This is a genomic window from Natrinema versiforme (assembly GCF_005576615.1).
Classification (GTDB): Archaea; Halobacteriota; Halobacteria; order Halobacteriales; family Natrialbaceae; genus Natrinema; species Natrinema versiforme_A.
In genome coordinates this window covers 1,965,004-1,977,568 of record NZ_CP040330.1, presented here as the reverse complement: position 1 = coordinate 1,977,568, position 12,565 = coordinate 1,965,004, and the positions used below count along the sequence as shown (strand labels likewise).

General features: G+C 66.0%; 14 protein-coding genes. 5 read left to right on the top strand and 9 right to left on the bottom strand.

What is annotated here, in order from left to right; all coding sequences use genetic code 11:
• Positions 1-33: 33 nt before the first annotated feature.
• Positions 34-456: a DUF5830 family protein gene (locus tag FEJ81_RS09660; protein WP_138245094.1), complete on the bottom strand. Its 423-nt coding sequence runs from the start codon at positions 454-456 to the stop codon at positions 34-36.
• Positions 457-650: 194 nt separating this feature from the next.
• Here FEJ81_RS09660 and FEJ81_RS09655 point away from each other — a divergent pair, with 194 nt between their 5' ends.
• Both FEJ81_RS09655 and FEJ81_RS09650 read left to right on the top strand, forming a co-directional pair.
• Positions 651-1,625 (top strand): transcription initiation factor IIB, encoded by a 975-nt coding sequence (locus FEJ81_RS09655; RefSeq protein WP_138245093.1) that lies wholly within the window; start codon positions 651-653, stop codon positions 1,623-1,625.
• On the top strand, positions 1,626-1,889 hold the full coding sequence (locus FEJ81_RS09650; RefSeq protein ID WP_138245092.1) for a MarR family transcriptional regulator: 264 nt from the start codon (positions 1,626-1,628) through the stop codon (positions 1,887-1,889).
• 33 nt (positions 1,890-1,922) lie between these two features.
• On the opposite strand, the gene FEJ81_RS09645 is transcribed toward FEJ81_RS09650, so the two are convergent.
• Positions 1,923-3,080 (bottom strand): multicopper oxidase domain-containing protein, encoded by a 1,158-nt coding sequence (locus FEJ81_RS09645; protein WP_138245091.1) that lies wholly within the window; start codon positions 3,078-3,080, stop codon positions 1,923-1,925.
• Between the two features lie 177 nt (positions 3,081-3,257).
• A complete protein-coding gene (locus FEJ81_RS09640; protein WP_138245090.1) occupies positions 3,258-4,619 on the bottom strand; it encodes an NAD-dependent succinate-semialdehyde dehydrogenase in 1,362 nt (453 codons plus the stop codon).
• Positions 4,620-4,811: 192 nt separating this feature from the next.
• Between FEJ81_RS09640 and FEJ81_RS09635 the strand changes: the two genes are divergently transcribed.
• Positions 4,812-5,117 carry a cupin domain-containing protein gene (locus FEJ81_RS09635; RefSeq protein ID WP_138245089.1) on the top strand — a complete coding sequence of 102 codons (306 nt, stop codon included), beginning with the start codon at positions 4,812-4,814 and terminating at the stop codon, positions 5,115-5,117.
• 10 nt (positions 5,118-5,127) lie between these two features.
• On the opposite strand, the gene FEJ81_RS09630 is transcribed toward FEJ81_RS09635, so the two are convergent.
• Positions 5,128-5,760, bottom strand: coding sequence for a uracil-DNA glycosylase family protein (locus FEJ81_RS09630; protein WP_138245088.1), 633 nt, complete (start codon positions 5,758-5,760; stop codon positions 5,128-5,130).
• 146 nt (positions 5,761-5,906) lie between these two features.
• Here FEJ81_RS09630 and FEJ81_RS09625 point away from each other — a divergent pair, with 146 nt between their 5' ends.
• The gene (locus FEJ81_RS09625) at positions 5,907-6,398 is read left to right on the top strand and encodes a metal-dependent hydrolase (RefSeq protein ID WP_138245087.1); all 492 of its coding nucleotides are present in this window, start codon (positions 5,907-5,909) and stop codon (positions 6,396-6,398) included.
• A gap of 33 nt (positions 6,399-6,431) precedes the next feature.
• Here the strand turns inward: FEJ81_RS09625 and FEJ81_RS09620 are convergent, their stop codons facing one another.
• Positions 6,432-7,310, bottom strand: coding sequence for a COX15/CtaA family protein (locus FEJ81_RS09620; RefSeq protein WP_138245086.1), 879 nt, complete (start codon positions 7,308-7,310; stop codon positions 6,432-6,434).
• Positions 7,311-7,460: 150 nt separating this feature from the next.
• Between FEJ81_RS09620 and FEJ81_RS09615 the strand changes: the two genes are divergently transcribed.
• Positions 7,461-8,564 (top strand): M24 family metallopeptidase, encoded by a 1,104-nt coding sequence (locus FEJ81_RS09615; protein ID WP_138245085.1) that lies wholly within the window; start codon positions 7,461-7,463, stop codon positions 8,562-8,564.
• A 41-nt stretch (positions 8,565-8,605) separates the two neighbouring features.
• Here the strand turns inward: FEJ81_RS09615 and FEJ81_RS09610 are convergent, their stop codons facing one another.
• The 4 genes from FEJ81_RS09610 to FEJ81_RS09595 all read right to left on the bottom strand — a co-directional run bounded on the left by FEJ81_RS09610 (position 8,606) and on the right by FEJ81_RS09595 (position 12,164).
• Positions 8,606-9,313 carry a helix-turn-helix domain-containing protein gene (locus FEJ81_RS09610; RefSeq protein ID WP_138245084.1) on the bottom strand — a complete coding sequence of 236 codons (708 nt, stop codon included), beginning with the start codon at positions 9,311-9,313 and terminating at the stop codon, positions 8,606-8,608.
• Between the two features lie 148 nt (positions 9,314-9,461).
• Positions 9,462-10,544: a glutamate--cysteine ligase gene (locus FEJ81_RS09605; protein ID WP_138245083.1), complete on the bottom strand. Its 1,083-nt coding sequence runs from the start codon at positions 10,542-10,544 to the stop codon at positions 9,462-9,464.
• A gap of 184 nt (positions 10,545-10,728) precedes the next feature.
• Complete coding sequence (locus FEJ81_RS09600) at positions 10,729-11,463, bottom strand: hypothetical protein (protein WP_138245082.1); 735 nt, start codon at positions 11,461-11,463, stop codon at positions 10,729-10,731.
• Complete coding sequence (locus FEJ81_RS09595) at positions 11,460-12,164, bottom strand: hypothetical protein (protein ID WP_138245081.1); 705 nt, start codon at positions 12,162-12,164, stop codon at positions 11,460-11,462. The genes FEJ81_RS09600 and FEJ81_RS09595 overlap by 4 nt, the downstream gene beginning before the upstream one ends.
• Between the last annotated feature and the right edge of the window lie 401 nt (positions 12,165-12,565).

Sequence of the window (12,565 nt, the reverse complement as noted above, 5' to 3'; positions counted from 1 at the left end):
AATGACGGGATCGCAACTCGAGTCGAGCCCGTTCTACCCGTCCCGTCCCGTCACTTTTCGGATACACGAGGAGCCAAAGGGGCCGAGTTCCCCTGCCTCGAGGTCGATGAAGTAGCCGGTCGATAGCCCGGAGCCACAGCGCCGACAGGAGAACTCTCCCTCTTTCGTGATGACGTCACGTTCGAAGCGGACGTACTGGGAACTCTTCGGGCGGACGATGCCGTCCTCGCGTTCGATGATCCCGCGGAGTTCCGCCTGATCGAGGATCGTTCGAGTTACCGTCGGATCGGCCGTGACCGTCTCGATCCGGTCGACGGCGTCGGCGAGCGAGAGCGATTCGTGCTCGAGGCGGGCGAGCAGCGCCAGACCAAGCTCGACGCGGTCGTCGTCGGCCTCGAGGTCCGTGTCGACGCCGGATTCGCGTTCGCTTTCGGTCCGGTCCCCGTCGCGAGTCATTGTCTGTGCTGTCGTCTCGGGGCGAATAAACGTTGCTCCTCCCGAATCCGCTTGCCACCGCTCCGGGGTCGTCGCCGCGCGTCGTCCGTTCCCACGCGCTGGGAATCCGCCGTTCGTTGATACCCGTGCTTCCCTCCAATCCAAGCGAAGCAATCACACGCGGCCGGGGTCGCACCCCGGCGGAGACAGAACCAATGACTCAGACGATCGTCGGTACGGCTACTGAGGAATCGGCCCGGAACGGAGAGCGCGAGATCGCTCCTGAACGGCGGGGGGCGGAGTGTCCGGAGTGCGCCGGGTCGGTCCACCGCGACGAAGAGCACGGCGAGCGGACGTGTACGGAGTGCGGGCTCGTCCTCGACGCGGACGCGATCGATTACGGTCCCGAGTGGCGGAACCTCGACGACGGCGCCGACGACCGACGGCGGGTCGGCGCACCGGTATCGAAACTCCGACACGACAAGGGACTCAGTACGACGATCGGCTGGCGAGACGAGGACGCCTACGGCAATCAGATCTCGGGCCGAAAGCGCGAACAGCTCCGGCGGTTGCGGACGTGGAACGAACGGTTCACCTCGAAAGACGCCGCCGAACGGAACCTGAAACAGGCCTTCGGTGAGATCGAACGCATGGCGTCGGCGCTCGGGCTGCCGGAGCCGTGTCGCGAAACGGCCGGCGTCCTGTACCGCCGCGCCGTCGACGAAGGACTGTTACCCGGCCGCTCGATCGAGGCGATGTCGACCGCCTGCCTGTACGCGGCCGCCAGACAACACGGCACGCCGCGGACGCTGGTCGCGTTCACATCGGTGAGTCGCGTCGAGAAACTCCCCATTCAGCGAGCCTATCGCTATCTCTCGAGCGAACTCGGGCTCCAGATCGAACCCGCCGATCCGATCCACTACCTCCCGCAGTACGCCTCGGAACTCGAGATCAGCGACGACGCCGAGCGGCTGGCTCGGGAGATCCTCGAGGCGGCGAAAGCACAGAGCCTCCACAGCGGGCGGAGCCCGGCCGGGCTCGCGGCGGCGGCGATCTACGGGGCGGCGCGGCTCACGAACGAACGACTCACGCAGGAACGGATCGGCGAAGAGACCGGCGTGAGTCGGGTCACAGTCCGAAACCGATACCGAGAGTTACTGGACGCTTACGGCGAGGTTCACGATCGATAGATGTCTCGACAACGACTCGAGCGGACCGTCCTCGACGCGCTCGCGGACGAGTCGCCTCGCTACGTGGTGGATCTCGCCGCGGCGATCGACGAACATCCGATAACCGTCGAACAGGCCTGTGACCGCCTTCGCGACGGTGAGAACGTCCGTTCGGTCGGCTGTCGTCGGTACGAGATCACTGCGGTCGGGCGTCGGCGGGTCGATGACGCGCAACCGGCGACCGGCGAGTCGGCCGTCTCGACGGAAACGGAAAGTCGGTCGTAACCGCGGTCGGTGACGCGTCGGTGTTTTCTGCGATCAGCCCTCGTAGCCCGCGTACTCCATGAGGTTGGCGAAGATGTCGGTGTCCATCGCGTCGCGGTAGACGATGCCGTTGACCATGCCGCCGGGGTAGGAGTTGCCGTTCATCGCGTGGTCGACCTTGTGACAGTGCATCAGGTAGATGCCGGGGTCGGCGTCGGCCTCGAACTCGACAGTGTGGCGTTCCGCGGGCGCGATGTTGGTAACGTCCTGTTCGTACTGGGCCGCCTCGGGGATCTGCCCGCCGTCTTTCTCGATGAGCCGGAACCGGTGGTTGTGCGTGTGCATCGGGTGGGACATGTAGCCCGCATTGACCATGTGCAGACGGACGGTGTCGCCGTGGTCGACGATGATCGGCGACCCCTCCTCGGGGTGGAGCGTCCGTGGGAGGCTCTTCCCGTTGATGGTGAACACGTCGGGGTTCCGGTTGCGGGGACTGTAGTCAACGTCCTTGCCGGCCATCTGACGGTTCACCCGCGAATCCCAGTCTTTCAGCGTGAAGAAGTACTCCTTGTCCGCGGGCTCGTACCCCTTCGGATCGACGCGGAAGATGCCGTACATCCCCATGTCGATGTGGCGATGGGTCTGGTAGTGGCAGTGGTAGAGGTGCGTACCCGGGACGTTTGCGGGAATCGTGTACGTGTGTTTCTCGCCGCCGTCGACCCGAATACCGGTCGTCGTGGGGACGCCGTCGTTCTCCCAGGTCTTCTTCGCGCCGTGGAAGTGTAGCGTGTGCGGGTGCGGGTTCCCCGTGTTGTCCAGCGTCACCTCGATGTCGTTGCCTTCGGTCGTCCGGAGGATCGGCCCCGGAACGCTCGGCTTACCGTCGTCGGCCTTGAACGCCCAGACCTGCGGGAGTTCCACCGGGCCGCCCATCGAGTCCATCGGGTGGACGGCGTGTCGGGACGTCACCGACTGTAGCGTCACGCTGCCGCCCTGTTCGTCGACTTGGACGACCTCCGGCGAACTCGTCCACGGGAGGTCGGAGTCCGACGACTCCGTCGACCCCTCGTCGGATTCCTCCGGCTGGGAACCCTGCTCGGCCCCCTGACTCGTACAGCCGGCCAGTCCGGTCAGTGCCGCTACGCCGCCGGTCGCAGCAACGAATTCGCGTCGCGATAGCCCCAGTCCGGGTGCGCCGATACGATCACTCATGACAACTGGTCCTAAGAAGGCCCCGTGTATAACGGGTAGAGCAGGTTCTTAGGAATCGGGAAGTCCCGAGAACATGTTCACCGATACTACTTAAACGACGGACGCTGCGCCTCGAGCGCCAGAAAGATGTCCGCGACGTATCCCGAATTCGGGACCCGAAGCCGGGTCGGCGGATCGTTACTCGACCCAGACCGTCTTTCGATTGACGAACTCGAGCATTCCCTCCCGTGCGAGCTCGCGGCCGTACCCCGAGTCGTTGACGCCGCCGAAGGGGACTCGCGGGTCGGACTTGACGAGTTGGTTGATGTAGACGCAGCCGGCGTCGATGTCCCGCGCGAGACGCCGGCCGCGCTCGCGGTCGGTCGTCCAGACGCTCGCGCCGAGGCCGAACCGGGTGTCGTTCGCTTTCGCGACGGCCTCGTCTTCGTCATCGACTTCGAAGACGGCGGCGACCGGCCCGAACAGTTCTTCGGTGGCCGCCGGACAGTCCGCCGGCACGTCCGCGAGCACGGTCGGCGGGTAGAACGCACCCTCGCGATCCAGCGGTTCCCCGCCGGTGAGTACCGCCGCACCGGCCTCGACGCTCGCGTCGACCTGTTCGTGGAGGTCCGCCATGAGGTCCGCGCGCGCCTGCGGGCCGATATCGGTCGCCTCGTCCATCGGGTCGCCGACGGTGAGCGATTCGACCTCCGCGACGAACTCCTCGAGGAATTCGTCGTAGACGTCGGTGTGGACGAGGAACCGCTTGCCGGCGATACAGGACTGCCCGCCGTTCTGATTGCGCGCCCACGCGCCCGTCTCGGCCGCGTCCGCGACGTCGGCGTCGTCGAGGACCACGAACGGATCGCTCCCGCCGAGTTCGAGGACCGATTTCTTGAGTTGCTCGCCCGCCGTCGAGGCGACCGCACGGCCCGCCGGGCCGCTCCCGGTAACGGTTGCGGCCTCGACGCGGTCGTCCTCGATGAGGTCGGCGACCAGATCCGACGGGATCAGCAGCGACTGGAAGACGTCCTCGGGATAGCCGGCTTTCCGGAACACGTCCTCGATCGCCTGCGCGCAGCCGGGGACGTTCGAGGCGTGTTTGAGCAGCCCGACGTTCCCCGCGGTGAGATGCGGCGCGGCGAACCGGAATACCTGCCAGAACGGAAAGTTCCACGGCATCACCGCAAGAACGGGTCCGAGCGGGTCGTAGACCGTCTTCACGTCCGTTCCGGGCGGACTCGGATGGGCGTCGGCCTCGAGGTAGGCGCTGCCGTGTTCGGCGTAGTGGTCACAGACCCACGCGCACTTCTCGACCTCGCCGATGGCCTGCGAGATCGGTTTCCCCATCTCTCGGGTCATCGTCTCGGCGTACTCGCGTTTGTTCTCCCGGAGCACGTCCCCCGCCGCCGCGAGCAACTCCTCGCGTTCGCGAATCGGTCGCTCGCGCCACTCCGCGAAGGCGTCGGTCGCCTGCTCGAGGGCCGCCTCGACGTCTGCCTCGGTGTGTTCCTCGATCGTCTCCTCTCGTTCGCCGGTGGCCGGATTGACGACCTCCATGCATACTCGTTATTCGTTATACCTTGTTTAACTTTTCCCGAATAGTTGTAACTCAGTTCGAACTGACCTCGTATTTCTGTCCTGAGGACGATTTGGTACTGCCCGCTCGAGTAACTCGCATCCGCTCCCGATCACCGTCGGCCGAACCTGTTCGTTCCAAGTTACATGCCCGCGTACCCCCACCGTTCGCGTATGCCCGAAGTCACGTCGCTGGAGACGCTCGAGGAAGCGCCCCACGCCGAGGTATTCGAGGACCGCATCCCGCGGACCGTGCGACTGCGACTCCACGCGGACGAGCGGGTCCCGAAACACCGCCATCCGGAGTCGAACGTCGTCATCCACGTCATAACCGGTGCCGTCGAACTCACGCTCGGCGAGGCGGTCTACGACCTCGAGCCGGGCGATGTCGTCCGGTTCGACGGCGATCAGGACGTGTCACCTTACGCGGTCGAGGAGAGTACGGCGCTCGTGGTTTTCGCGCCGAAAACGGAGTCGTAACGGCCCGCCGTCAGCCGACCAACGTCGCGACGCCTTTCGTCTGCCGGTAATCGCTCGCGAGTATCGCCTCGAGTTTCGAGACGATCGCCTCGCGGTCGCTGTCGGTCCACTCGACCGGGTCCGCGACGGGAACGACCATGAACCCGCGGCCGCGGATGTCGCGGGCGTGAAGCGACGGCATGTCGAGGTCGAACCGTCGGCGCTGGGTCGTGTACTCCCGGAGGACGTGATCGGTCGCGCGAGCCCCGACCGGGAGGAGGATGTGGGCGTTGATCGCGCGGAGTTCGGCGTCGAAAAAGCGCTCGAGGTCGGCGTAGTCCTCGTCGGTCGGGCGCTCCCCGTCCGGGAGGCTACACATGTGGACGTAGCTCCAGAAACAGTTCTCGAGGACGGGTTCGTCTTGCGGCCCGCTTGCGAAACCGGTCTCGCGGAGGATGTCTTGGACGGCGGCTCCGGCTTCGGTTTCGGTGAAGGGAACGCCGGTGGTTTCGCCGCCGTGGACGCCGGGGAAGTCGCCGATGACGTGGAAGTCGGCGTTGGCGTCACCGTAGCCGAACGCGGCCGGCCGGTCGCCGGAATCGGAGCGATCGAACGGCGGTCGCAGTCCGAACGGGTTGCTCGTCCTGTCGGTGACGTTTTGCACGCACGGGAGATAGCGAGCGGCGGTCAAAACCCTAGCGGTCGCGGCGGACTGCTCCGGCGGAGTCGCCGTTTCCCGCCTCTCGGCCGGTCTCGACGGCCGATCCGATGACGGTGGGTTTATATTCAGTCGTATAGATAATGGTTTATATGTATCAGGAGGGGCACTACGGCGGTGCGCTTCTGGCGTACGCGCCCGTTGGCACCGTCGTCTCCCTGTGGGGACACGCGCCGGTCGCGATCGTCGGCGGCCTCGTCTGCGTGGGGCTGTCGACGCTTCCTGACTTCGATCACCGACTCCCGCTGATCGAGCACCGCGGCCCGACCCACACGGTTCCGTTCGCGTTACTCGTCGGTGCCGGCCTCGCCGCCCTGGCCACCGTCCTCGTCGATGCGTCCTCGGCCTTTGCCGACGCTGGATTCGTCACCTTCGCTTTTCTTATCGGTCTCGTCTCGATCGGTTCGCACCTCGTTGTCGACGCGCTGACGCCGATGGGCATCCGACCGTTCTGGCCGCTCTCACGGCGGCGCTACTCCGTCGATCTGACGACGGCGGCGAACCCCCTCGCCAACTACGGGCTGTTCGGACTCGGCGTCGGGGCCGTCCTCGTCGGGACCCTCATCGTCGTCACGCTCGGCTGAGTTCGATCCGAGAATTGGGACGATTCGGCGGGCCTACGGCGAGAGCGCGTCGGCCGTTCCGCTCGAGTCGCCCGCTCCGCGAGTGAGGAGGATTCCGGCGACGAACGTCACGAAGAGCGCGACCGCGGCGACGAGATAGGGCACCTCGAGCGCGGGGTCGACGGCCTGCCGGCCGAAAAAGAGGACGGCGATCACGATCGGCGGTGCCGCGAGCAGCGGGGCCACGGCGCGGCCCGCAAAGCGACGGCGGCCGATCATCGTCGCGACGATCGCCGCGCCCAAGAGCGTGAGGGTCACGCCGTACTGTGCCATCTGCATGGTGGGCGAATAGCTCGAGAGTTCGGAGCCGACGACGGGACTGAGCGCGACGTGTGCGGGCAGCGCGACGATGCCGACAGCGAGCGCGCCGGTGACGTGAGAGCCGGTCAGTCGGTGGGCCCAGACTAGGACGGTGGCGACGAGGAACAAGGTGAAGATGAGAACCGCCGTCCAGAAGTGCAGGGAGAGGATGTCCATCGTGTACTGCGTGACGGTCTCGCGGCCGAGCGCGACCTGTACCGGCGTCAGGACCATCCCGAGGACGACCAGTGCGGTCACCCGCCGGTCGATGTCGGGGAGTCGCCACGCCGCGAGCGCGGAGCCGATGATGGCGAAGCCGGCGAACATCGCGACGAAGCGGTGGAACCACTCGTAGAAACTCGGCAGGCTCCCCGGGAACAGGTTGTAGGGCCCGGCGTCGCACTGGGGCCAGTTGGCCTCGCAGGCCAGCCCTGAACCCGTCGCCTTCGCGGCGATACCCAGCAGGATCGTCGCCGCGACCATGACGAGCGTAACGGTCAGCAGATGCCGAAAGCCGAACCGATCGATCAACGATCGCAGTCTCGAGTCGGGCGCGTGATTATCGTACGACACGGGCGTTCAGCGGCAGTTAGGACGGGCCGTACTTATGTTGACCGAGTCACCCGGTCGCCACGCAGTGAGCGTTTCGGCGGCCCGTACCCGACCGTTCGGCGACGACCCGGCGTTCGCCGCATTCAAGAACACCCCACGCCAGCACACGACATGGACAAACGCGAGCGACTCGAGGCCGTCCTCGAGTCCCACGACCTCGATTCGGTCTGGTTCGCCCGGCCGAACTCGTTTGCGTGGCTCACCGGCGGGAACAGCGTGATCGACCGCGAGAGCGACACCGGCGTCGCCGCGATCGGCTACGACGGCACCGATGTTCGCCTCGTGACGAACAATATCGAAGCCGACCGCATCGCGGCGGAGGAACTGCCCGATCTCGAGGCGAGCGAGGTGTCGATCGAGCGGTTCCCGTGGCACGCGTCGTCGCTGTCCGAAGCCGTCGCCGAACGCGTCGGCAGCGACGAGCGGGCCGCCGCGGATATCGATATCCCCGGCCTCGAGCGCGTCGATCCGACGACGGTGCGCCAGCCGCTGACCGAGCGCGACCGCGAGCGATACCGCGAACTCGGCGGGCAGACGGCCTCGGCCGTCGAATCGGTCTGTCGGGAGCTCCAGCCCGGGGACACGGAACACGAGGTGGCGTCGGCGCTGCGGATCGCCCTCTCGGCGCGGGACATCGAAGCGCCCGTCGTACTCGTCGGCGGCTCCGAACGCGCCCAGCAGTACCGCCACTACACGCCGACCGAGGCCGAGCTCGGCGACTACGCGCTGGTCTCCGTCACCGCCGAGCGGGCCGGCCTTCACGCCAGTTGTACCCGGACCGTCGCCTTCGATCCCCCGTCGTGGCTCGAGGACCGACACGAGGCCGCCGCGCGCGTCGAGACGACGGCGCTGGCGGCGACGCAGGCGGCGGCCGAAGACGGTGGCGACGCGGGCGACGTCTTCGCCGCCGTGCAGGACGCCTACGACGCGGTCGGCCACGCGGGCGAGTGGGAGCACCACCATCAGGGCGGGGCCGCCGGCTTCGCGGGCCGGGAGTGGATCGCCACACCGGACCACGACGCATCCGTCAACGTACCGATGGCCTACGCGTGGAATCCGACCGTCCAGGGCGCGAAAAGCGAAGACACCGCACTCGTCACCGACGACGAGATCGAGGTGCTGACGGCGACGGATCGGTGGCCGACGACGACCGTCGAGGCGGTCGATCGGGAACTCGAACTCGAGCGACACGGAATCCTCGACCTCGAGGCGTAGCGACGGAGCCGACGAGACGACGGGTTTTGGGCCGGAACGGACTAGTCGTCGATATCGCGACCGTCGGCATCGTCACCCTCTGTGGCGTCGCCGGTCTCGTCCGACTCCGTGTCGACGGTGTCGATCTCCATGTCGTCTTCGAACTCGATGACATCGGCGTCGGCATCGGTCTCGGGGTCTGGGTCGGCGTCCGATTCGACCTCGTCGGCCGGCGGCGGTGCCGTATCGTCGACGGTGATCTTCACCGGTTCGACGTCCTCCTCGAGTTCGGGTCTGGACTCGCGTTCGTCCTCGCGGTCGAGGACGCGATCGAGCGTGAAGATGGTGTTCAGTTCGTGTTGGACCTGATCGACGACGCCGCCGACGAGTTCGCTCGGCTGGATCGCCGTGTACTCGTAGGGGTTGTTCCCGGCACCCTCGTTGGCGCGTTTCTCTCGCGTCACGCGGTCTTCCTCGTGGAGCTCCGCGAGCGCTTCGCGGACGGTGCTGGGATAGAGGCCGGTCCCCTTCGCGACCTCCTCGGAGGTGCTTCCGGGGTTCGCCAGCAGGTACACGTAGATCTTCGCGCGGGTCTCCGTGTCCAGAATCCACGAGAGCAGGTCGACGATCCGCTGGTCGAACTCCTCGACGGTCGGGCTCCGGCCGAAGTCGCCCCCATCGTGCTCGACGAATTCGTCCGCCCCCTCGAGCGATTCGTCTCCGTCGTCCGCGCCGTCGCCCGGGCGCTCGTCAGTGTCGTCGGAACTCATCTGTGGCTTCTCGTACAGGACGAGGCTTCGAGCGGAGTTAAACCTTTGCGGGGTGTCAACGCGATCGTCGCGCCGCCATAGCGACCGCGTATCGGTCGATCGAGCGGCTCGAAGCGGGCGTTTTCTCGAGGAAACGACTACCGCGGACCTACTGGGTCTGCAAACGGAGGGAATCACACAGCGCGTCGGGGCCCTCGTCCTCGAGCAGGCGACGTTGTCGATCCGCGCCGCTTTCGCGTTCGTAGACGTCCTTGATGCCGTCGATCCCCAACCGCTCGCACTCGCGGTCGACGAGTTCGCCCAGTCCGACGGTGCCCTCGAGGTCGCGGTCAATAAAGGAGGCGTCCTGCCCGTAGCGGATGGCCCGCCACTTGTTCTCGTCGAGCAGTTCCCGGCGATGGCGGTGGCCGCTCGTCCCGTCCTCGTAGGCCTCGGACAGCGCCTCGACGAGCGCGTGGGTGTACTCGACGAACGCGAGCACGACGTCGGGATCGGCCTGCCCGTCCGGGGTGCGCACTTCGACGCTCCCGTGGGCCGTGTGGGGGCGCACGTCGTACCAGAGTTCGCCGCGGTCGTTGATCGAGTCGGTCTCGAGCATCCGGCGTTCGAACCGGTCGAACGCCTCGAAGTCCTCGAAGTAGGTCGGCATCCCGGTGTTGGGAAGCGCCTCGAAAATCTTCGCGCGGGCCGATTGGAGGCCGGTGTCGAACCCGTTCCAGTACGGCGAGTTCGCCGACAGCGCGAGCATGATCGGCACGTACCACCGCAGTTCGTTGGCGATCCAGACCGCCTTGTCCGCGTCGTCGACGCCGACGTGGACGTGGACCCCCGCGGTCGTGTTCCGGTGTTGTGGGTACTGAATCCGGTCGAGTTGCGAGCGATAGCGGGGCTTTTCCGCATGCTCGAGTTCGCGCCACTTCGCGAGCGGGTGGAGGCCGGCGGCGGCGATCTGGTAGCCGTGGGCCTCCGCGTGGTCGACGAGCGCCTGCCGGATCGCGAGCAGTGAGTCGCGGGCATCGTCGGGGTCCTCGATCAGCGGCGTCTGGGTCTCGATGACGAACTTGAACAGTTCGTGGTCCAGTCGGCCCTCGAGGATCTCGGGGGGTTCGTGTTCGTAGACGAGTTCGTCGGTCCCGCTGGTGGGACGGCCGTCCTCGTCGACGACGAAACACTCCTCTTCGATCCCCAGCGTACCCATGCGCGTAAACGATTCCCGGGACCCGCGTTCCATCGTTGCCACGTTTTGCCCGCGGCGATAAATACGGTTTGGACTCGGAACCGCTCGGCCGAGACGGCCGACTTCAGACGGCCAGAAAGCAGTACGCTATCTCCTCAGCGATCGCCGTAGAGCAGTCAGCGATGTTCTACCCCGAGATCACGCCACAGTCGAGCGGTTCCACGGGAGAGGATAGTCGTCAGTCGTCCCGGGCGTCCCACGGACACGGGAGCATATCGGCGACCGACTGGGTAGCCACGATCCCGTCGTCGGTGACTGCGACCGTTCCGTCGGAGCGCGAATCACTGATTCGCGCATCGAACGCATCCGTCGCTTCGTGCCCCGTTCGCGCTCGAGCGGTCAACTCGTAGCGACCGAACTCGTCGGTCGCCTCGAGGTCGCGTTCCTTGCCCGGTTCGAGCGAGACCGTCTCGTCGACGACTCGCTCTCCGTCAGCAGCGGTCAGTTCGACGTGGACCTCGTGATCGCGGTCGGCGCTATTGGTGACGGAGACGACCGCTGGCTCCGGCAGTCTGACCGTGTCGGTCGCCTCGAGTTCGAGCGTCCGTGTCTCGCCATCCATTTCGACGCGTGGATCGTAGGGTGTGCCATCGACCACCACGAACGACCTGTCGGGATCGACGGCGTCGTCGAACAGGAGATCGTCCGTCTCGTACCGTCCGTCCTCGAGTGCGGCGTCGACCTCTGCCCGAATCGCGTCGGGCAACGACTCGTAGTCGATCGACACGAGGTGACACTGTTCGAACTCCCCCTCCGTCGTCGACTTCGGGCTGCCGTTTTCGGTCGCATTGTCTCCGTCATCAGTGGACTTCGACCCCGGTTCGGTCGTCCGATCCATCTCGAGGCAGCCGCCGAGACCGAGGCCGAGACTGAGGGATGCCCCTCCCGTCGCGAGAATCGAGCGTCGATTCATGTCGTTACTGAGACCACGCCCTCAGTGGAGTTGAAGTGGACGCGTCGCTCCCGGCCGACGGTGAGGCTCACGCGGGCGAGTTCGACGTTCTCGGGGCGTTCGACGCGAACGACCGAGTGCCGCGAGGTCAGGTCGTCCGTCCGTTCGTACGGCGTCGTCTGACACCCGTGGAGACGGAGGCCGCGGTCTGTCCGCTCGGCGCGCTTCCAGTGGTGGGCGATCGATCCCGAGCCGAAGCCGGACTCGACGACCAGCAGGATATTCTCCGCGAAGTCGATCTCGTCGATGGGTTCTTGGGTGTCCTCGCCGCTGCCGTTGTCGCTGTCGGCATCGAGTTCGAATACCTCACGGACCTCGTCCGCACTCGTGAGGGCTCGAACGGCGTACACCTCGTCCTCGATGTCGGCCGTCGATAACAGCAGGTCGGCGCGGGGAGCCGGTACCGTCTGGAACTCGAGGTCGGAGTCCCCCGACATGTTTGAACAGAGAGACAGTTGGTTCCACTCGTCGCGGTCGTTAGGTTGTGCCTCAATTTCGTAGGGCGGTTCGTCGACGCGAGGGTCTTCCGGAATCGCGCTCGTCGGTTCCGTTCCGCCGTTTCCGTCGCCGTTCCCGCTACGGTCGTCGGCCTGTAGACAGCCGGCCGACGCGACCGTCGCAAGGGCGGTTCCGGCGAGGAACCGCCGTCGATCCAGTGTCATCTGTTCCTCCCTACGGTGGGATTTTGTAAAGTTCTTCCAGTAGGTGAAAGACGCACTTGAGCTACGTCGCCGCGATTCCTCGTTCCCGGACGGGACAGTCTGCTCGACCCCCGTTGTACGAGTCCCCGGCCCGGGGTCCTGACACCGCGGTCTCTCAGCCCTCACGGGGCCGATCGACGCTCTCGAGCGTTCCACTGACGGATACCTCGCACTCCGATACCATCTCGAACGCTACTGTGGGTTCGGTGCTCCCTCGAGATATCTCCTCAGAACAACGACATTACACCACTGAGCGGGGTCGGAATAGGTCTCTTACCCTGAGCCCTCGTTCCGGCGAATTCGGATATTTCTACTCCTGGAACGCTCGAACGAAACCGCCGGTTTTTGTCGACCTGTGACGG